Raw genomic sequence first — 19047 nt, 5'->3', positions numbered from 1 at the left:
CTGGTAGCGCTACCGCGTACGAGCAGCGGAAAGGCCGGCGCGGGGCGGCGCCGGCCCGGGTGTGGCGGGGAGGTCAGCCGGCGCGGGGGCTGGAGCTCTCGCGGGGGTGCAGCTCCGTCTGCAGCACCATGCGGGCGGCTGGCCTGGCCGGGTTGTCGATGCGGTCGGCGAGCAGCTGCGCGGCCGCCCGCCCCAGTTCGTACGTCGGCTGCCGCACCGTGCTCAGCCCCGGGCGGAACAGCCGCGCCCAGGGGATGTCGTCGAAGCCGATCACCCCGACCTGGCCCGGGATGGCCACGCCGCGATCCACGAGGCACTCCACGGCCCCCACGGTCATCAGGTTGTTCGCCCCGAACACCGCGTCGATCTCGACCCCTTCGTCCAGGAGCGCCGCCATGGCCGAGTAGCCGCCCTCCTCGCGGAAGTCGGCGTGGCGGATCAGGGAACGGTCCGACGGCAGCCCGAAGGCCCGCAGCGCCCGCTGGTAGCCGCGCAGCCGCCGCATCGCCGTGGACATCCGGCGCGGGCCGGTGATGCAGGCGATGCGGCGGTAGCCCGACTCCAGCAGGTGCGCGGTGGCCATCTCCGCGCCCTTCTCGTTGTCCACCAGCACGGCGTCGACCTCGGTCTCGGCCAGCTCGCGGTCGATGGTCACCACGGCGGTGCCGGCGGCGACCAGGGCGCTGATGTCGGTGGAGTCGTCGGCGGGGGAGATGATCACGCCGGCCATGTTGTCGGCCAGCGCCACCGCGATGTACTCGGCCTCCCTGGCGCGGTTCTCGTCGGTGTTGCACAACACGACCGAGTAGCCGAACTGCCGCCCGCCGTCCTCCACCCCGCGCACGAGCGAGGTGAAGAACGGGTTGCCGACGTCGGAGATGAGCACCGCCCACAGCGTGGTCTGCCGGCGCCTGAGGTTGCGCGCGACGCCGTTGGGCCGGTAGCCCAGCTCCCTGACGGCCGCGTGGACGCGGGCCGCGAGCTCGGGGTTGACCGTGGAACGGCCGTTGAGCACGCGGGAGACCGTCGCGGCGGAGACCCCGGCGTGTCGCGCGACATCTTGGATTTTGAGCAACCTCGTCCCATCTCGTGGCAGGCCCGGCAGCTGAGCTACGGCAGTCTATCGCGGTGCCTGGAAATCGATTACTACCGGGGTGGGAACGGCAGCCGCTGCTCGACGGGCGCGATCCCGAACGGCTTGTGCGGCAGCGTCTGGTACCAGAACGCGACCGACGAGTAGTCGTCCGAGCGCTTGTTGGCGTGGCCGTGCTCGATCGTCACCCTGATCGACTCGGTGAACGTGATCGGGTCCTCGACGTGGAAGCGGTAGAGCGAGATCTCGCCGCTCCAGTTGTCGCCGCCGGGCATGGTGATGCCGTGGTACGGAGCGTGGTACGTCTGCGTGGGGCACCAGGCGGTGTTGAAGTAGTCCTCGGTGCCCGTGCCGTGCAACGACGGCGGGAACGGCTCCCCGTCGATGAAGATCATGTCGTCGCCCTCGCCGTACCAGTTCCAGTCGCTGGTCTCGCGCAGGTTGCGGATGTTGAGCACGCAGCCCACGTAGTGGCCGCGCCCTTCGGCGTCCAGCAGGACGTAGTTGCCGTCACCGGTGTCGTTGACGCCCTCGACCTGGAACTCGCGGTTGCTCTGCGCGCCCTGCTCGACCCCGTCCGTGGGCCGCTCGCAGCGCCACTGGGCGTGGAAGTAGCCGAGGTCGTCGGCGGCGGCGTCGAACACCTCGTAGTCGATGTAGTAGTAGAAGAAGACCGGCTCGGACGACAGCTCGCTGACCAGCTCCACCTTCGCCCGGCTGGCGAACGGCATGTGGAACCACGAGTTGAAGCCCTTGCCGTCCTGCGGGCTCATCTGCAGCGGCGCCGAGACGAAGTTCGCCGTCCTGGCGTGGCCCATGCCGAAGAAGTCGCCGAGCGGCACCAGCACGCTGGGATGCTCCTGGTCCTCCCACGTGATCTTCAACACCAGGCGGCGCAGGTAGTCGAGGTCCGCCGCGTCGGGCACGTCCTGCTGGGGCAGCGCCACGGTGCACCAGATGTGGTTGATCGAGCCGGGGCCCTCGATGTCGGCCAGGGTGACGGTGGTCCCCGCCTCGACCTTCAGCCGGTCGTCGTTGGCGCCCGTGCGGTCGTAGCTGGAGACGCGCCTGCGCCTGGACGCCCGCAGCCGGGGCAGGTCGCGCAGGCTGCTGCCGAAGTCGCCATAAGTCATGCTGGTTCGATCCTCACTTCAATCCGGAGGTCTTGATCGCCTCGACGAGCCGGCGCTGGCCGAGCACGAAAGCGACCAAGGTGGGCACGGCCGCGATCACCGTCGCGGCCAGGACATAGTTCCAGGCCGAGCCGTACTGGCCTTGGAGGGTGGAGATCCCGACCTGCACCACGCGCAGCTCCGGGTCTTGGACGGCGGTCAGCGGCCAGAGGAACGCGTTCCAGTTGGCCAGGAAGAACAGGACGGCGAGCGAGGCGAGCACCGGGCGGCTGAGCGGCACCACCACCTGCCACCAGCGCCGGAAATATCCGCACCCGTCGAGGTCTGCGGCCTCTTCCAGCTCGCGCGGAATCGTCAGGTAGTACTGGCGGAGCAGGAAGATCCCGAACGCGTGGAAGATCGCCGGCAGGATGAGCCCCGCGTACGTGTCCAGCAGCCCCAGCTCCCTGGCCACCAGGAACAGCGGCACGAGGATCACCGGCAGCGACACCAGCATCGTGGACACGATCATCGAGAAGATCACCTGCCGCCCGGGAAACCGCAGCCGGGCCAGCGCGTACGCCGCCATCGAGTGCAGCACGAGCGCGATCACCGTCACCGCGACGGAGACGATGGCGCTGTTGACCATGTATCGGCCGATCGGCACCTCGGTCAGCACGTAGAGCAGGTTGTCCAGGGTCAGCCTGCTCGGCAGCGTCACGTCGAACAGCTCGTCGGCCGGCCTCAGCACCGCCACCAGCAGCCACACCAGCGGGGCCACGGTGACCATGGCCAGCACGTATCCGACGATCGCGCGCAGCCTAACCGGCATCGAACCGGCCTCCCCTCGTGAGCCCGAACATGGTCCCCGTCGCCGTGATGAGGAACCCGACGACGACCGTGGTCAGGGCCGACGCGTAACCGTAGTTGTTGAAGGTGAAGGCCTGCTGGTAGATGTAGAAGACCACGCTCGACGTGCTGCCCGCGGGGCCGCCCTGGGTCAGCACATAGACCAGGTCGAAGGCCTGCAGCCCGGTCACCGACCCGACCACCGAGTTGACCAGCACGAAGAAGCTGGTGGGCCGGAGCAGCGGCCAGATCACGTGGCGAAACTTCTGCCACGCGGTGGCCCCGTCGATGCCGGCCGCCTCCTCGTACTCCTTCGGGATGTCCTTCAGCCCGCCGAGCAGGATCAGCATGTTGTAACCCATCAGGAACCAGATGCTGATCGCCACCAGCGACCCGAGCGCCAGCGACGGATCGCCGAGGAACGACGTGTCGCCCAGCCCCACGGGCCGCAGCAGCGTGGGCACCGCGCCCTGCTTGTCGACCAGCAGGAACTGCCAGGCGATGCCGACGACGACGAGGCTGATGACGTGCGGCAGGAAGAACATCGTCCGCACCAGCCCGACGCCGGGGAAGTGGTCGCGCACCAGCAGCGCGAGGCCGAGGCTGACGACGAAGCCGATCGGCACGAACGCCACCGTGTACGTCAGCGTGACCCTGACGCTCTGCCAGAGCTGGGCGTCCTCGGCCATCTGCCGGAAGTTGTCCAGGCCGACGTACGTGTAGCCGCCGAAGCCGTCCGCGCTGAACAGCGAGACACCGAGGGACAGGACCATGGGCAGCCCGACGAACATCACCAGGCCGAGCAGGTCGGGCGCCACGAAGGCGTACCCGGCGAGCGCCTCGCGCCTGCGCCGGTTCCACACCGGAGGCGCGGCGCCGGGCGGCCGCCGCACCGCCGTGCCGGCGTCGGCAACGGTCGCCATGTTCTATCGCCTCTCTCGGGTCAGGTGGTCGCCGGGCGTGCGCGCCCCGGGCCGGGGACGCCGGTCACAACATCGCCGCACCCTTGTAGCCCTTCAGGAAGGCGTCGATCTTCGCCGCGGCGTCGGCCGCCGCCTTGGCCGGATCCGCACCGCCGAGCTGGGCGGCCTGGATGGCGTCCGACACGGCCTTGTAGACCTCGGGGGTGTAGCGGGGCTCGCCTCTGGAACCGGGGACGACCTTCTCCAGGAAGACCTTCAGCGCGGGATCGTCGAAGGCGCCGGCCGACTTGGCCGCCTCCTGCACGGACGTCCGGGCCGGCAGGTTCGTCTTGACGACCGTGTTCCACTGGCGGCCGCGCTCGATGCCCTCGGCGTCCCTCGCGCCCAGGGCCCAGGTGATGAACCTGGCCGCGGCCTCGGGATTGGCTCCCTTGGCGTTGGCCACGAACGCCCAGCCGCCGACCGAGGTCGTGTAGGTGCCGCCTTCCGGCACGGGCAGCGGGAAGACGCCGTACTCGAAGTCCTTGTTGTTCTGAGCCAGCTGCGAGACCCCCCAGATGCCGGTCTGCTGCATGGCGACGAACCCGCTGCCGAGGTTGGCCGGGGTGTCGTTGCCGCCGTCGCCCTGCGGCTTGCGCGGGGACATCTTGCCGGTGACGCTGTCCTGCCAGAGCTTCAGCGCGCTGTGCACGGCGGGCGAGTCGAAGCCGGGCCCGCCGTTCTCCGGCACCGCCGAGCCGCCCGCCATCCACATGAACGGATACCAGGTGAAGTTCTGGTAGTAGCCGGGGATGGTCTCGAACAGCAGGCCGAACCGGTCCTTGGAGGACAGCTTGCCGGCCACCTCGAGCAGTTGCTCCCAGGTCTTCGGAAGGTCGCCCTCCGACAACTTCGCCTGCTCGAAGGCGTCGACGCTGTAGAAGACGGCCAGCGGCTCGCGCTCCATCGGCAGTCCGTAGATCTTCCCGTCGACCGTGCGGGTGTCGAGCACGCCGTCCGCGAAGTCGGCGATCTGGTCGGGCTTGAGGTGCGGCGTGAGGTCGGTCAGCACGCCGCCGTTGTGGTAGCGCAGGAAGTCGCCCGGGCTGAGCAGGAAGATGTCCGGCCCCTGCCCGGCGGAGAACGCGGTCTGCAGCGCCCGGCCGGCCAGATATTCCGACACGGGCAGGTAGTGGAGCTTGACCTTGACGTCGTTGTTGGAGTTCCATGTCGCGACGAGGTCGGTGAACCACTTGCTCTGGGCGTCGGACTGCGGATTGGGGCCGTAGAAGTTCCAGAAGGTCAGCTCTTTCGGGTTGCCGCCCTGGTCACCGCCCCCGCATGCCGACAGCAGCGGCGCCGCCATGGCCGAACCTAACATGACGGTCCCGCCGCGCAGCAGCGATCGGCGGGTCACCCTCGCGAAGGCCGACATATCGCATCCTCCTGGAGTTGAGTGCTCGGGGGGCGAGCAATCGATTTCCCAGAAAATGTAGAAGTCGGCATGCCGGGCGTCAAGAACCTCACGGCTTCGCTTGCCGGATACAGGAATCGATATCTCCGCGTGACCTGCGCGGACGCCGTCCGGCCGGCCGGTCACGTCATCTCGGCGGCCGCGAGCGGTTTCCGCCCGTTTCCCGGGCGTTCTCCCGGGTCCTGCTCGCCGCGGTCGCCGACCTCGAAAAGCCCCTTCTGGACGCCGGGCGAGCGGGACCCGCACTGACCAGGGCCCGCGTGTCACGCAAGCGGCGTGCCCCGCGCCAGGCACTCCTTGACCAGGGCCACCGCGTCGGCGAGTGCGCCCTCGCCGACGCCGGTGCGCACGCCGCGCGCATGCAGGTGCGCCACCAGGCGCTCGGTCGCGAGGTTGCCGTGCGCGCCCGGCGCGAACGGGCAACCCCCGTAGCCGCCGGCGGCGGCGTCGAAGCGGGTCACGCCCAGCTCCAGCGCGGCGTCGACGGTGTCGAGCGCCTGGCCGCGGGCGTCGTGGAGGTGCAGCCCGAACTCCACGTGCGGCAGGGCGGGCCGGATCGTGGCCAGCGTACGGGCGATCCGCTCGGGCTCGGTGGTGCCCAGCGTGTCCGCCAGGACGATGCGGGCCACTCCCATCCCGGCGAGGCCGTGGGCCACGGCGAGCAGTCTGGGCGGGGCGATCTCGCCGTCGAACGGGCAGGTGAACGCGGTGGAGACGCCGCCGGTGAAGGTGGCCTGCGGGTGGCCGGCCACCACGTCGCGGAAACCGGCGAGCACGTCCTCGACGCCGCGTCCCGCGTTGGCCAGGCTGTGTCCCTGCCCGGCCGACACGACCAGCACGATCTCGTCGGCTCCCGCCGCCACCGCACGGCTGACGCCCCGTGCGTTGAGCGCGAGCGCGCTGTAGCGTACGGAGCCGTCGCGGGGGAGTGCGGCGAACAACTCCTCCGCGCCCGCCATCTGCGGCACCCTGGCCGGGTTGACGAAGGAGGCGGCCTCGATCGCGCGCACTCCGGCGGCGGCCAGCGCGGCGGCGATGGCGACGCGGTCCGGCACCGGGACCACGACGGGCTCGTCCTGCAGCCCGTCCCTGAGCACGACGTCGTTGACCGTCACGTCGGCGGCGACGGGCATGTCAGGCCCTCCTTTCCGGCGTCACCGGCGACGGGCGGGTCGGTTCGCCCGCGCGCCGACGGCAGGGCATGTCAGATCACCTTCCTGGCGCGCAGCTCGCCGAGCCGGCCGGCCGAGTAGCCGAGCAGCTCGCCCAGGACCTGGTCGGTGTGCGCGCCCAGGTCGGGGCCGGCCCAGCGCACGTCGCCGGGCGCGCCGGGCACGCGCGGCACCACGCCGGGGAAGCGGATCTCCTCGGGCTCGCCGTCGACGGTGACCTTGAGCGGGCGGAGCATGTCACGGGCGCGGTAGTGCTCGTCGGCGGCGATGTCGGCGGCGTCGTAGATGGGCCCGGCGGGAACGCCGGCCCGGCTGAGCAGCTCGACCGCCTCGGCGGCGGTGTGGCGGGCGGTCCACGCGGAGATGGCCCCGTTGAGCTCGGGCTCGCGCGCGTCGCGGGCGGAGCCGTCGGCCAGCGTGGGGTCCGTGCCCAGGTCGGGGCGGCCCACCGCGGTCATGAGCCGGCCGAACACGCCGCTGGAGTTCCCCGCGATGATCACGGACCCGCCGCCGCTGGTGGGGTAGATGCCGCTGGGCACCACGCCGGGCAGGTTGCCTGCGGTGCGGCGGCGGATCACGTCGTACGCGTCGTAGTCGGGGACCAGCGACTCCATGGCCATGAACACCGACTCGTAGAGGGCCACGTCCGCGACCCGTGGCCCCTCGTGCGGCCGCCCCCGCGCCTTGGCCAGCAACAACATCAGCGCGCCGATCGCGCCGTACAGGCCGGCCAGGGCGTCGCCGACCGGCGCGGCGGGCCGGACGGGCTCGCGGTCGGGATGCCCGGTGACGTGCCGCAGGCCGCCGAACGCCTCGGCCACACCACCGAAACCCGCCCGATCCCGGTACGGTCCCGTCTGCCCGTAACCCGAGATGCGGACCAGCACGACGTCGGCGTTGGCGGCCGTCAGCTCGTCGGAGCCGAGCCTGAGACGCTCCAGCGTGCCGGGGCGGAAGTTCTCCACGACCACGTCGCAGTGGCGCACGAGGCCGAGCGCGATGTCGCGGCCCTCGCCGGTGCTCAGATCCACGGTGACGGAGCGTTTGTTGCGGGCGATGGTACGGAACATCATCGACGTCCCGCCCCTGCTGCGCCGCCAGCCGCGCAGTTCGTCCCCGGTGCCGGGCCGCTCGATCTTCACGACCTCGGCGCCGAAGTCCGCGAAGATCCGGGTGGCGAACGGCGCGGCGATGAAGCTGCCCAGTTCGAGGACCCGGATCCCGGCGAGCGGCGGTTGGTCTCCTTCGTCCACAACACTGCCTTTCTCAAATAATGAGTATTAATGCTCATTTAACGAGAATGAGAGCCTATTTGTGACGATAGAGGCCGATATTTGGACAAACAAGGGGAGCGTGCCCCATAAGGACGCCATGGCGGGGCGCTTAGGTGGGCCTAGGGGTGCACGGCGCCGGAGGCCGTGCGGGCCGGGCGCCGGGTCAGCGGGCGCTGCTCTGGCGGGGGCGCAACTCGGCGGGCAGGACGACCGTGGCGGGCCGGCCCGCCGGGGTGGCGATGCGGTCGACGAGCAGGCGGGCGGCCATGCGGCCGAGCTCGTACGTCGGCTGGGCCACCGTGGTGAGCGACGGGCGGACCAGGTCGGCCCACGGGATCTCGTCGAACCCGACCACGCCCATCTCCCCTGGCACCCGCACCTCGCGGTCGGCCAGGCAGCGCAGCGCGCCCACCGTCATGAGGTTGTTGGCCACGAACACCGCGTCGGGGCGCTCGGGGGAGGACAGCAGCGACGCCATGGCGTCGTAGCCGCCCTGCTCGCGGAAGTCGGTCCTGGCGACCAGCGGCTCCGCCGGCGGCTGCTGCGCGGACAGGGCGGTGGTGTAGCCGCGCAGGCGCAGGTCGGCGGTGCTCACACCCTCGGGCCCCGTGATGCACGCGATGCGCCGGTAGCCGGCGTCCAGCAGGTGCCGGGTGGCCGTGCGCGCGCCCGCCTCGTTGTCGACCACGACGGTGTCGACCTCGCCGCGCGGCAACTGGCGGTCGATGGCGACGACCGGGATGGGGGAGTCGAGCAGGCTCTTGGCCGCCTTCGCGCTGCCCGACGACGCGATGATCACCCCGGCCATCTGCTCGCTCAGCGCCGCCGCGACGTACGTCTCCTCCTTGGCCGGGTCTTCGTCGCTGTTGCACAACACGACGGAGTAGCCCGCCTGCTGGGCGACGTCCTCGACGCCGCGGACGGTGGCGGTGAAGAACGGGTTGCCGATGTCGGAGATGATCACGGCCCAGAGCGTGGTGCGGCTGCGCCGCAGGTTGCGGGCCACCGCGTTGGGGCGGTAGCCGAGCTCGCGGACCGCGGTGAGCACCCGCGCGACCATGGCGGGATCGACCGTCCTCGCGCCGTTGAGCACGCGCGAGACGGTGGCGGCGGACACGCCGGCCTCACGGGCGACATCGTAGATAGTGGGCATCGCACCAAGTTTCTACCATCGCGGGGCTGCGCGCTCCCGGGCCTTCGGCGTCCAACAGGGAAAACGCCAAGATCATCCTGTCACACTTCAAACTTTCTCGAAATATGCCCGCCTGCCGGACGGGGCCCCATCCGATCTCTGGCGCGCGAGGGGCTTGACGCCTGTCACGCACGCTTGTACGTTCGGCCGGAAATCGATTGCTCGCAGCTGTTCTCCGACACCTCCCACCCTCATCGGCCCCCACCGCCGCGCGCCCAGGGGATACCGCACCGCCAGGAGAAGCCATGTATTCGATCGTCCGACGAGGCCTGGGCGCAGGACTGGCCACCCTGCTCCTGGCAGCGACCGCCGTGGCCCAGGACAGCACCCCCGCGGCGGCCGAGGCGCCGCCACCCAGCTCGTTCTTCTCGACGGTGCAGATCGACTCCGGCGCCACGGTCGGGGCGCCCGCCGTCGGCGACAACCGCAACCACGGCGACCTGTGGCCGTCGTGCTGGTCCGACGACGACAACGTCTACACCGCGTACGGCGACGGCATCGGCTTCGGCGGCGCCATGAGCGACATCGGCGTGGCCAGGATCTCCGGCATGCCGGGCAACCTCACCGGCGCCCAGTTGCCGATCGGCGACGACGTCGGCCAGGTGTGGACCCCGGGACACACGCGCAAGCCGACCGGCATGGCCTGCGTGGACGGCACCCTCTACCTGGCCGTCCAGGACCTGGCCTTCGACTTCAACGACGCGCCCGCCGCCACCATCGCCAAGTCGACCGACCACGGCCGGACGTGGACGTGGGACAGGACGGGCGCGATGTTCCGCGACGGCCTGTTCACCACCATCATGTTCCTCGACTACGGCAAGGCGTACGCCGACGCGCCCGACGACCACGTCTACGCCTACGGGCTCGACCACAACTGGCGCGACTCGTTCAACGACCGGGTGCCCGATCCCGTGGACGTGTGGCTGGCCCGGGTGCCGAAGGACGCGGTGCAGGACCGCGGCGCCTGGGAGTTCGTCAGCGGCTTCACCGCTTCCGGCACGCCCACCTGGTCGGAAGAGATCGGTGACCGCGTCGCCGTGCTGCACGACGACCGGCACCTGTACCAGGACGTCTACACCGCGGGACGAGCCAGGAACCTCACCGTGATCAGCCAGGGCGGCGTGGTCTACAACAAGCCGCTCGACCGCTACCTGTACACGTCGTGGACGGAGTACACGTTCGAGTTCTACGAGTCGCCCACGCCCTGGGGCCCGTGGCGGCGCTTCACCGGCAAGGACTTCGGCGGCTACCCGTGGACGCGCACCAAGCACGGCGGCTACGCCACGACCATCCCGTCGAAGTACATCAGCGCCGACGGCAGGTCGATGTGGCTGCAGTCGAACGTCTGCCCGTGCGGCGGCGGCTACCCGGAGGGCGAGCACTGGGCGTACACCTTCTCGCTGCGCGGGATGCGCCTCGAACCGCACGTGGAGACCACCCCGGGCAACGCGCCCGACGCCGGCCGCAACCTCGCCAGGGAGCCGGGCACCGCGGGCGTCGAAAGGGTCGCGCACTTCGGCAACACCGCGTACTACAACGACGGCGACAGATCCCGCAGCGAGGACGACTGGAACGACGAGCGCAAGGGCGCCAGCTGGTGGGGATACACCTGGCCGCGCGAGTACACGATGGACAAGGTCGTCTTCACCAGCGGGCAGATGTTCGGCGACGGCGGCTGGTTCGGCGCCGGCCTCAGGGTGCAGGTGCGCAGGGACCACGCATGGACGGACGTGAGCGGGCTGCGGATCACCCCCGGATATCCGTACGACAGCACGGCGGGGCCCTTCCGCGCGTACGAGCTGGCTTTCGACGCGACCGGCGGTGACGGGGTGCGGATCATCGGCGCCCCTGGCGGCACCCGGACGTTCACCTCGATCGCCGAGCTGGAGGTCTACCACACGGGCGGCACGTGAACGCGGGCGCCGGCTCGGGTCAGGTGAGCGCGTCGAGGGCGCGGTCGACGTCGTCGGCGGTGGTGTAGACGTGGAAGCTGGCGCGTACCTTCCCGGCGCGTACGGCCGCGCGGATGCCGGCCGCCTCCAGCCGCTCGCCCGGGGCGTCCACGGAGACGATGGCCGTGTCGGCGGGCTCCAGGCCCAGCCCGGCCCTGAAGCGGTTGGCGAGCGCCACGTCGTGGTCGTGGACGCGCTGGACGCCGAGCTCGTTCAGCAGCTCGATGGCGGGGGCGGCGCCGACGTACGAGAACCAGGCGGGTGACAGGTCGAACGCGCGGGCGTCGGGGGCCAGGCGCAGCGGGGGGCCGTAGTAGGAGCCGCCCTCGCCGGCGTACCAGCCGGCGGCCAGGGGGCGCATGCGCTCGCGCAGGCGGGGCGACAGGTAGCCGAAGGCGGCGCCGCGCGGCGCCATCAGCCACTTGTACGCGGCGCAGGCCAGCGCGTCGATGCCGGAGACGTCCACCGGGAGCCAGCCGCAGGCCTGCGAGGCGTCGGCGATGACGAGCGCGTCGCAGGCCCTGGCGGCGGCCACGATGTCGGCGAGCGGCGCGACCTGGCCGGTGGCGGACTGGACGAGGCTGAAGGCGACGGCGCCGGTGGAGCCGTCGATCGCGTCGGCCAGCCGGTCGGCGGGGACGGTCTCCACCCGGGCGGCCACCGCCCAGGGGAACAGGTTGCTGGTGAACTCGATCTCGGGCACGACCACGCGCGCGCCCGGCGGCAGCGCCGTGGCGACCGTGGACATGATCTGGGAGACGGTGGAGCTGATCGACACGTCGGCCACGGGGGCGCCGATGAGGCGGGCGAACGCGGCGCGCGAGCGGGCGACGGAGGTGTCCCAGGGCGCCCAGTCGCTGCTGCCGTGCCGCCACTCGGTCAGCACGGCCTGGAGCTCGTCGGCGGCGCGCCGCGGCGGCACGCCGTAGGAGGCGGTGTTCAGCCAGCCCGGATCGGCGTCCCAGAGCTCGCCTGCCGTGGTGATGAGATCAGCGTCCATGGGGGCAGCGTAGACCGCCCGATCTGCCCAGAGTCGACCGCCTCACTGCGAGACAGCCCGATAAGTTATATCAAATCGCCTATTGACATAACTAAACGCTACAACGAGTATTTTGGCATGTCAGAACGTGACCTCCTGCTCCATGTGCAGATCCGCAGGGCGCTGGAGGCGCGTATCCGCAGCGGTCACTGGGGTCCGGGCACCCGGATCCCCACCGAGGTCGAGCTCTGCGAGGAGTTCGAGGTCTCGCGCATCACCGTGCAGCGGGCCCTTCGCGACCTCGCCGACGCCGGGCTCATCGTGCGCTTCCGCAAGCGCGGCAGCTTCGTCGCCCAGGCCGTCGGCCGGCACAACCTGCTCCGCTTCACCGGCCTGCTGATCCAGGGACCGGAGACGCACGGCGACCACAAGGTCGTCTCGGCGCAGGTGATGCCCGCGCAGTCGGCGCGGCTGCGGCTGCCCGGCGTGCCGGACGAGGAGGCGGTCGTCCAGATGGAGCGCCACAAGATGGACACGGCCGGCCAGGTGATCAACAGCGAGCTGCACGTGTTGCCGTTCCGGCTGGCGCCCGACCTGCTCGACCAGCCGCTGGAGCCCCTCACCACGCACGCCTACCTGCGCGACCGCGGGATCGAGCTGGTGCGGGCCAGGATGTACGTGGAGCCGTGCGTCCTCGGCGGCGCCGAGGCGGAGGCGTTCGGCCTGCCCGCGGGCACGCCCGCGTTCCGCTGGACGCGCGAGACCTGGACCAGGCGGGGAGAGATCGCGGAGATCGTGGAAATGATCGTCCCGCCCCGGTCCGAGCGGTTCTACGTGGAGACCGACCTGGGCGGCTCCTCCGACCACAGCTGAATCATCCCCTGACAGGACGGCACGACAGGACCGGCGCGACCCAACCGGCGCCGGGCCGGGTTCTCGCCATGCCGTGAACCCTCCAGAAAACCGTCATACCCCCCGAAACCCCCCGAAGGAGCGGAGCCATGACCTCAGTCGCCGTCGTCGGCACCGGCACCGTCGGCTCGATGGCCCTGTGGCGGCTGGCCGAGCGCGGCATCCACGCCGTCGGCTTCGACACCTACGCCCCCGGCCACGACCGCGGGGCCGCCGGAGGCGAGTCGCGCATCTTCCGTACGGCGTACAAGGAAGGCCCCCGCTACGTGCCGCTGCTGCGCGAGGCCCGCGCCCTGTGGGCCGAACTGGAGCGCGCAGCGGGACGCCGGCTGCTCACCCCGGTCGGCGGCGTCACGGCGGGCCCCCGCGAACATCCCAAGGTGCGCGCGGTGCTGGACGCCGCCCGCGCCCACGACCTGCCCGTCGAGGTCCTGACGGGCGAGGACGCGCGGCGGCGGGTGCCCGAGCACCCCCTGCGCGACGGAGAGGTCATGGTCGTCGACCACGACGCCGGCTACCTGCGTCCCGAACCCGCCGTCGGGGCCGCGGCCGCCGCCGCGGAGCGGGCGGGCGCGCGCGTCGCCCGCTACACGCCCGTACGCGAACTGCGCGAGGACGCCGCCGGCGTCACCGTCCTGGCCGAGGACGGCGAGCACCGCTTCACCCACGCGGTGCTCGCCCCCGGCCCGTGGGCGGCGGCGAGCGGCCTGCTGCCCGAACCGCTCGCCCGCGCCCTGACCGTCAGGGCCATCACCTCGACCTGGTTCCCGCGCCGGGACGAGAGCCTGTTCGACCCCGGCCGGTGCCCGATCGCCATCCGCGTCGGCGAGCCCGCCTACTCGTGTTTCCCCGCGGTGGACGGCGCGACCGTCAAGATCAACCTGCACGTGCCCTGGCAGGAGATCGCGTCACCCGCCGCGCTGGCCCGCAGCGTGCCCGTCGCCTACGTCAGGCAGGTCGCGCGCGCGGTCGCCGAGACGCTGCCGGGGCTGGACCCGGACCCGGTGCGGGTGGCGACGTACTGCGACGCCTTCACCCCCGACGGGCACGGCCTGCTCGGCGGGCCCGGCCGCACCGTGCTCGCCGCGGCGTTCAGCGGCCACGGTTTCAAGCTCGCACCCGTCCTCGGAGACATCATCGCCGACCTGGTCGAGACCGGCGCGACCGCGCGCGACATCGGCCACCTAGCCCCGAACCGCACCCTGCGGAGGTCGCCATGACACCCAGATCGCTGACCGCCGGGCTCCTCGCCGGAGCCCTCGCCCTCACCTCCTGCGGCCCGCCCACGCCGTCCGCCGCCCCCGGCACGCTGGTCATCGCCGGATACGGCGGGTCGTACGAGGAGGCGTTCAAGCAGTCGGTCATCCCCGGCTTCGAGAAGGCCTGCTCGTGCAAGGTCACCTACGTCGCCGGCAGCTCCACCGACACCGTCGCCAAGCTCAAGGCGCAGAAGGACGCGCCGCAGATCGACGTCGCGCTCATCGACGACGGCGTGCAGAACCAGGCGGTCGAGGCGGGCCTGCTCGCCAAGCTCGACCCGAAGACCGTCACGAACCTGCCCAAGGTGATCGACATCGCCCGCCTGCCCGGCGACGTCGGCGTCGGCTTCTCCCTGAACGCCACCGGCCTGGCCTACAACACCGACTACTACGCCAAGAACGGCCTGCCCGCTCCCGAACGGCTCGCCGACCTGGCGGACCCCAAGCTCAAGGGCAAGCTCGTCATGCCGTCCATCACCCAGACGTACGGCCTGGGCGCCCTGCTCATGGCGGCCAAGGTCGCCGGCGGCTCCGAGCAGGACATCGCCCCCGGCTTCGCGGGCGTGAAGAAGGTCGCCGCCAACGCCGTCACGTTCGACACCACCGCCGACGTGTCCAACTATTTCCTCCAGGGCCAGGCCGTCGCCACCGTGTGGGGCAACTCGCGGGTGCAGACGCTGGCCAAGAAGGGGTTCCCCATCAAGTTCGTCTACCCGGAGGAGGGCGCGCTGCCCCTGATCGCCACCGTCAACGTGGTGAACAAGGCGCCGCACCCCGACCTGGCGCAGAAGTTCGTCAACACGCTGCTCGACCCTTCGGCGCAGCAGGCCATGGCCGCCTCCAACTTCAACGGCCCGGCCGTCGAGGGCGTCACGCTCGCCCCCGCGCTCGCCGAGAAGGTCGTCGGCCAGGAACGCGCCGCGGACCTGCGCAAGCTCGACTGGGCCACGATCAACAAGAGCCGCTCCGCGTGGACGGACCGCTGGAACAAGGAGATCGAAACCTCATGACCAGGCTGCTCGCCGCGGCGCTGGCCCTCGTCGGGCTCGCGGCCTGCGCCCCGCCCACCCCCGCCGCCGCGCCCGGCAAGCTCGTCGTGGCCGGGTACGGAGGCTCGTACCAGGAGGCCTTCGAACAGGCCGTGCTGCCCGGCTTCGAGAAGTCCTGCGGCTGCCAGGTCACCTACGTCGCCGGCAGCTCCACCGACACCGTCGCCAAGCTCAAGGCGCAGAAGGACGCGCCGCAGATCGACGTGGCCCTCATCGACGACGGACCGCAGGCCCAGGCGGCCGAGGCCGGGCTGCTGGCCAGGCTCGACCCGGCCAAGGTCACCCGCCTGGACAAGGTGGAGAAGGTCGCCAGGCTCGCAGGAGACGTCGGGGTCGGCTTCGCGCTGACCGCGACCGGGCTCGCCTACAACCGCGACTGGTACGCGAAGAACGGCCTGCCCGCGCCCAAGCGCCTGGCCGACCTGGCCGACCCGAGGCTCAAGGGCAAGGTCGTGCTGCCGTCGATCAGCAACACGTACGGCGTGGGCGCGCTGATGCTGGCGGCCCGCGCGGACGGCGGTTCCGAGCGGGACATCGACCCGGGCTTCGCGGGCGTGAAGAAGGTGGCCGCCAACGCGTTCACGTTCGACACCACCGCCGACGTGTCCAACTACTTCCTCCAGGGGCAGGCCGTCGCCTCCGTCTGGGGCGGATCGCGCGTGGAGACGCTGGCGGACAAGGACTTCCCGATCGCGTTCGTCTACCCCGAGGCCGGCGCCATCCCGCTGCTGGCCACCGCGAACGTGGTCGACGGGGCGCCGCACCCCGACCTGGCGCAGCAGTTCGTCAACGCCCTGCTGCAGCCCGGCATCCAGCGCGAGCTGGCCGCCGAGGGCTACGACGGGCCGACGGTCACCGACGCCGGGCTCGACCCGGCGGTGGCCGGGCGGGTGGTCGGCCCGGAGCAGGCGGCCGAGATGAAGCCGCTGGACTGGACCGTCGTCAACGGCGCGCGGTCCGCGTGGACGGACCGGTGGACGAAGGAGGTCGAACGGTCGTGAGGACCCGCACCACCCGGCAGGAGGCTGAACGGCCAGTGAGCACGAGCACCACCGAGACGCCCGCGGGCACGGCCGCACGGCGCGGGCGCCTGCGCCTGGACGGCGTGCGCAAGGTGCTGGGCGGCAAGGAGGTCGTCTCCGCGGTGGACCTGGAGACGGAGCCGGGCGAGTTCCTGACCCTGCTCGGGCCCTCGGGCTGCGGCAAGACCACCACGCTCAACATGGTGGCCGGGCATCTCGGCGCCGACGGCGGCGTGATCGAGGTGGACGGCACGGACGTCACCGGCACCCCGCCGCACCGCCGCTCGATGGGCATGGTCTTCCAGTCGTACGCGCTGTTCCCGCACATGACGATCGCCGACAACGTGGCGTTCGGCCTGCGCATGCGGAAGGTGCCGGCGGCCGAGCGCCGGCGCCAGGTCGAGGAGGTGCTGGAGATGGTCGGCCTGGACGGCATGGCCGGCCGGCACCCGCGCCAGCTGTCCGGCGGCCAGCAGCAGCGCGCCGCGCTGGCCAGGGCCCTCGTCATCCAGCCCGACCTGCTGCTGCTCGACGAGCCGTTCTCCAACCTCGACGCGCAGCTGCGGGTGCGGCTGCGCGAGGAGGTCGTCGCGCTGCAGCGGCGCATCGGCACCACCACCATCCTCGTCACCCACGACCAGGAGGAGGCGCTGGCGGTCTCCGACCGGATCGCGGTCATGGCCGACGGCGTCATCCACCAGCTCGACCGGCCGCGGGAGATCTACCTGAGGCCGGCCACGGACTTCGTGGCGCAGTTCATCGGCGAGGTCAACGCCCTCGACGGCACCGCCACGGGCGCCGGCGTCTGCGAGGTCGCGGGCGCGAGGGTCGGCGCCACCCCCGTGGGCGACCCTCCGGCCCAGGGCGCCGGCGTGCGCGTCTACGTACGGCCCGAGGTCGTGCGGATCCGGGCGGACGGCGACGGGCTCAGGGGCACCGTGCGGGAGACCCGGTTCCTCGGCTCGCGCATCCGGTGCGTCGTCGCCACCGGTGCGGGCGAGGTGACGGCGGCGCTGCCGTTCGACGCGGAGGTGCCCGCGGCAGGGGAGGAGGTGACCTGCGCATGGCGGCCGTCGGACGCCTCGATGGCGGCCCGATGACCGGGCCAGGGAACGGGCCCGGGAACGGGCCAGGGTATGGGCCGGCGAGCGGGCGGGGGAGCCGCCCCCGCTGGCGTACGGGCCTGCTGCTCGCGCTGCCCGCCGTCGTCATCTTCGCGCTGCTGTTCGTGGCGCCGCTGTTCACGCTGGTGGCCAACAGCTTCAGGACGCAGACCGGCGCGTTCACCTTCGGCAACTACGCACGGTTCCTCGGCGACCCGTTCTACCGGGACGTGTTGTGGAACACCCTCAAGGTCGCCGCCATGACCACGGCCGGCTGCCTGGTCATCGGCTACCCGTTCGCCCTCTACATGCGCGGCCGCTCCCCGCGGGTGCGCAACTGGCTGGCGTTGCTGCTGCTGTCGCCGCTGCTGATCAGCATGGTCATCCGCGCGTACGGCTGGCTCGTGGTGCTGGGGCCGAACGGCCCCGTCGCGGCCGTGCTGACGTGGCTCGGGCTCACCCCGCCGCAGCTGCTCTACAACGACACGGCCGTGCTCATCGGCATGGTCCACGTGATGCTGGCGTACATGGTGCTGCCGCTGATGGGCAGCCTCGACCGGATCGACCCGACGCTCGTGCCCGCCGCCAAAGGGCTGGGCGCGCCCGGCTGGACCTGCTTCTGGCGGATCACGCTGCCGCTGTCCGCTCCCGGCATGCTGGCCGGAGCCATGATCGTGTTCAGCCTGACCGCGTCCAGCTTCGTCACCCCCGCGATCCTCGGTGGCCCGAAGGTGAAGCTCATGCCGTACTTCGTCTACACGCAGGCCACGACCACGCTCGACTGGCCGTACGCGGCCGCGATCGGGTTCGTCCTGGTCGTCGTGACGACCGGGCTGCTGCTCGGCTACTCCCGGCTGCTGCGCAGGGGCCACGGGGAGGCGGTGTTCGGATGACCCGGCTCACCCGCGTGCTCGGCACCGGCTTCGCCGTCCTCGTCGGGCTGTTCCTGATCGCCCCCGTCGCGGTCACCGTGGCCTCCTCGCTCACGACCACGTCGTACGTGACGTTCCCGCCGCAGGGGATCACGCTGCGCTGGTACGCGGAGGTGTTCGGCAAGCCGGAGTTCCTGTCGTCGTTCGCGCTCAGCGCCGGGGTGGCCCTGGCCGCGGCGGCGATCTCCGCGGTGGTGGGTCTGGCCGGCGGGCTGGCCATCCACCGCCACCGTTTCCCCGGGCGCGGCGCGCTGGAGGCGGTGTTGTCCAGCGCGTTCGCGGTGCCCACGATCGTGCTCGGCATCGGCCTGCTGCAGTGGTTCGCGCAGATGGGGCTGGCCTCCAGCCCGTTCACGCTGCTGCTGGCCCACCTGGTGCTGACGGTGCCGTACGCGGTGCGGCTCGTCCTCGCCGGGCTCGCCGGACTGGACCGCTCGGCGGAGAAGGCCGCCGCGGGGCTGGGCGCGCCGCCGTTCCTGGTGTTCTGGCACGTGACGCTGCCCGCCGTGCGCGGCGCGCTCATCGGCGGCGCGTTCTTCGCCTTCATCACCTCCTTCGACGACCTCACCGTGGCGCTGTTCGTGGTCACCACCGACCTGCAGACGCTGCCCGTACGGATCTTCAACTACATGCAGTACGACTACGACCCGACGGTCACCGCCATCGGCACGCTGATGGTGCTGTTCGCCGTGGTCGCGGTCGTCGTCATCGAACGTTTCGTCGGCGTGGCCAGGCTGTTCGGCGCCGACACCGACCACAAGTGAGAGGAGC

17 protein-coding genes are annotated in these 19047 nt (G+C 71.4%); 8 read left to right on the top strand and 9 right to left on the bottom strand.

Going from position 1 to position 19047, the window contains the following annotated elements; all coding sequences use genetic code 11:
- Positions 1 to 73 precede the first annotated feature (73 nt).
- The 8 genes from ABGB14_RS45460 to ABGB14_RS45425 form a co-directional block, all read right to left on the bottom strand.
- Positions 74 to 1075: a LacI family DNA-binding transcriptional regulator gene (locus ABGB14_RS45460; protein ID WP_347650112.1), complete on the bottom strand. Its 1002-nt coding sequence runs from the start codon at positions 1073 to 1075 to the stop codon at positions 74 to 76.
- A 71-nt stretch (positions 1076 to 1146) separates the two neighbouring features.
- Positions 1147 to 2226, bottom strand: a complete 1080-nt coding sequence (locus ABGB14_RS45455) for a glycoside hydrolase family 172 protein (RefSeq protein ID WP_347650111.1) — start codon at positions 2224 to 2226, stop codon at positions 1147 to 1149.
- A 13-nt stretch (positions 2227 to 2239) separates the two neighbouring features.
- A complete protein-coding gene (locus ABGB14_RS45450; protein ID WP_347650110.1) occupies positions 2240 to 3037 on the bottom strand; it encodes a carbohydrate ABC transporter permease in 798 nt (265 codons plus the stop codon).
- Positions 3027 to 3977: a sugar ABC transporter permease gene (locus ABGB14_RS45445; RefSeq protein ID WP_347650109.1), complete on the bottom strand. Its 951-nt coding sequence runs from the start codon at positions 3975 to 3977 to the stop codon at positions 3027 to 3029. The genes ABGB14_RS45450 and ABGB14_RS45445 overlap by 11 nt, the downstream gene beginning before the upstream one ends.
- 64 nt (positions 3978 to 4041) lie before the next feature.
- The gene (locus ABGB14_RS45440) at positions 4042 to 5391 is read right to left on the bottom strand and encodes a sugar ABC transporter substrate-binding protein (RefSeq protein WP_347650108.1); all 1350 of its coding nucleotides are present in this window, start codon (positions 5389 to 5391) and stop codon (positions 4042 to 4044) included.
- A gap of 302 nt (positions 5392 to 5693) precedes the next feature.
- Positions 5694 to 6563: a hydroxymethylglutaryl-CoA lyase gene (locus ABGB14_RS45435; RefSeq protein WP_347650107.1), complete on the bottom strand. Its 870-nt coding sequence runs from the start codon at positions 6561 to 6563 to the stop codon at positions 5694 to 5696.
- 71 nt (positions 6564 to 6634) lie between these two features.
- Complete coding sequence (locus ABGB14_RS45430; protein ID WP_347650106.1) at positions 6635 to 7855, bottom strand: CaiB/BaiF CoA-transferase family protein; 1221 nt, start codon at positions 7853 to 7855, stop codon at positions 6635 to 6637.
- Positions 7856 to 8039: 184 nt separating this feature from the next.
- On the bottom strand, positions 8040 to 9029 hold the full coding sequence (locus ABGB14_RS45425; protein ID WP_347650105.1) for a LacI family DNA-binding transcriptional regulator: 990 nt from the start codon (positions 9027 to 9029) through the stop codon (positions 8040 to 8042).
- A gap of 284 nt (positions 9030 to 9313) precedes the next feature.
- On the opposite strand from ABGB14_RS45425, the gene ABGB14_RS45420 reads away from it, so the two are divergent.
- Positions 9314 to 10981: a hypothetical protein gene (locus ABGB14_RS45420; protein ID WP_347650104.1), complete on the top strand. Its 1668-nt coding sequence runs from the start codon at positions 9314 to 9316 to the stop codon at positions 10979 to 10981.
- 19 nt (positions 10982 to 11000) lie between these two features.
- Here ABGB14_RS45420 and ABGB14_RS45415 read toward each other — a convergent pair whose 3' ends face one another.
- Positions 11001 to 12020, bottom strand: a complete 1020-nt coding sequence (locus ABGB14_RS45415) for an aminotransferase class V-fold PLP-dependent enzyme (protein WP_347650103.1) — start codon at positions 12018 to 12020, stop codon at positions 11001 to 11003.
- A gap of 117 nt (positions 12021 to 12137) precedes the next feature.
- On the opposite strand from ABGB14_RS45415, the gene ABGB14_RS45410 reads away from it, so the two are divergent.
- The 7 genes from ABGB14_RS45410 (at position 12138) to ABGB14_RS45380 (ending at position 19040) form a co-directional block, all read left to right on the top strand.
- Positions 12138 to 12872, top strand: a complete 735-nt coding sequence (locus ABGB14_RS45410; protein ID WP_347650102.1) for a GntR family transcriptional regulator — start codon at positions 12138 to 12140, stop codon at positions 12870 to 12872.
- A gap of 128 nt (positions 12873 to 13000) precedes the next feature.
- Positions 13001 to 14131: an N-methyl-L-tryptophan oxidase gene (gene solA, locus ABGB14_RS45405; RefSeq protein WP_347650101.1), complete on the top strand. Its 1131-nt coding sequence runs from the start codon at positions 13001 to 13003 to the stop codon at positions 14129 to 14131.
- Positions 14128 to 15180 carry an ABC transporter substrate-binding protein gene (locus ABGB14_RS45400; protein WP_347650100.1) on the top strand — a complete coding sequence of 351 codons (1053 nt, stop codon included), beginning with the start codon at positions 14128 to 14130 and terminating at the stop codon, positions 15178 to 15180. The genes solA and ABGB14_RS45400 overlap by 4 nt, the downstream gene beginning before the upstream one ends.
- Positions 15177 to 16220, top strand: a complete 1044-nt coding sequence (locus tag ABGB14_RS45395) for an ABC transporter substrate-binding protein (protein ID WP_347650099.1) — start codon at positions 15177 to 15179, stop codon at positions 16218 to 16220. Before ABGB14_RS45400 ends, ABGB14_RS45395 begins: the two co-directional genes overlap by 4 nt.
- Complete coding sequence (locus tag ABGB14_RS45390; protein ID WP_347650098.1) at positions 16217 to 17341, top strand: ABC transporter ATP-binding protein; 1125 nt, start codon at positions 16217 to 16219, stop codon at positions 17339 to 17341. Before ABGB14_RS45395 ends, ABGB14_RS45390 begins: the two co-directional genes overlap by 4 nt.
- The gene (locus ABGB14_RS45385; RefSeq protein ID WP_347650097.1) at positions 17338 to 18237 is read left to right on the top strand and encodes an ABC transporter permease; all 900 of its coding nucleotides are present in this window, start codon (positions 17338 to 17340) and stop codon (positions 18235 to 18237) included. The genes ABGB14_RS45390 and ABGB14_RS45385 overlap by 4 nt, the downstream gene beginning before the upstream one ends.
- Positions 18234 to 19040: an ABC transporter permease gene (locus ABGB14_RS45380; RefSeq protein WP_347650096.1), complete on the top strand. Its 807-nt coding sequence runs from the start codon at positions 18234 to 18236 to the stop codon at positions 19038 to 19040. The genes ABGB14_RS45385 and ABGB14_RS45380 overlap by 4 nt, the downstream gene beginning before the upstream one ends.
- Positions 19041 to 19047: the final 7 nt, after the last annotated feature.

Source organism: Nonomuraea sp. B10E15 (genome assembly GCF_039871615.1).
GTDB lineage: Bacteria > Actinomycetota > Actinomycetes > Streptosporangiales > Streptosporangiaceae > Nonomuraea.
Note: the sequence above shows the minus strand (reverse complement) of the source record. Positions and strands in the feature narration are given on the sequence as shown.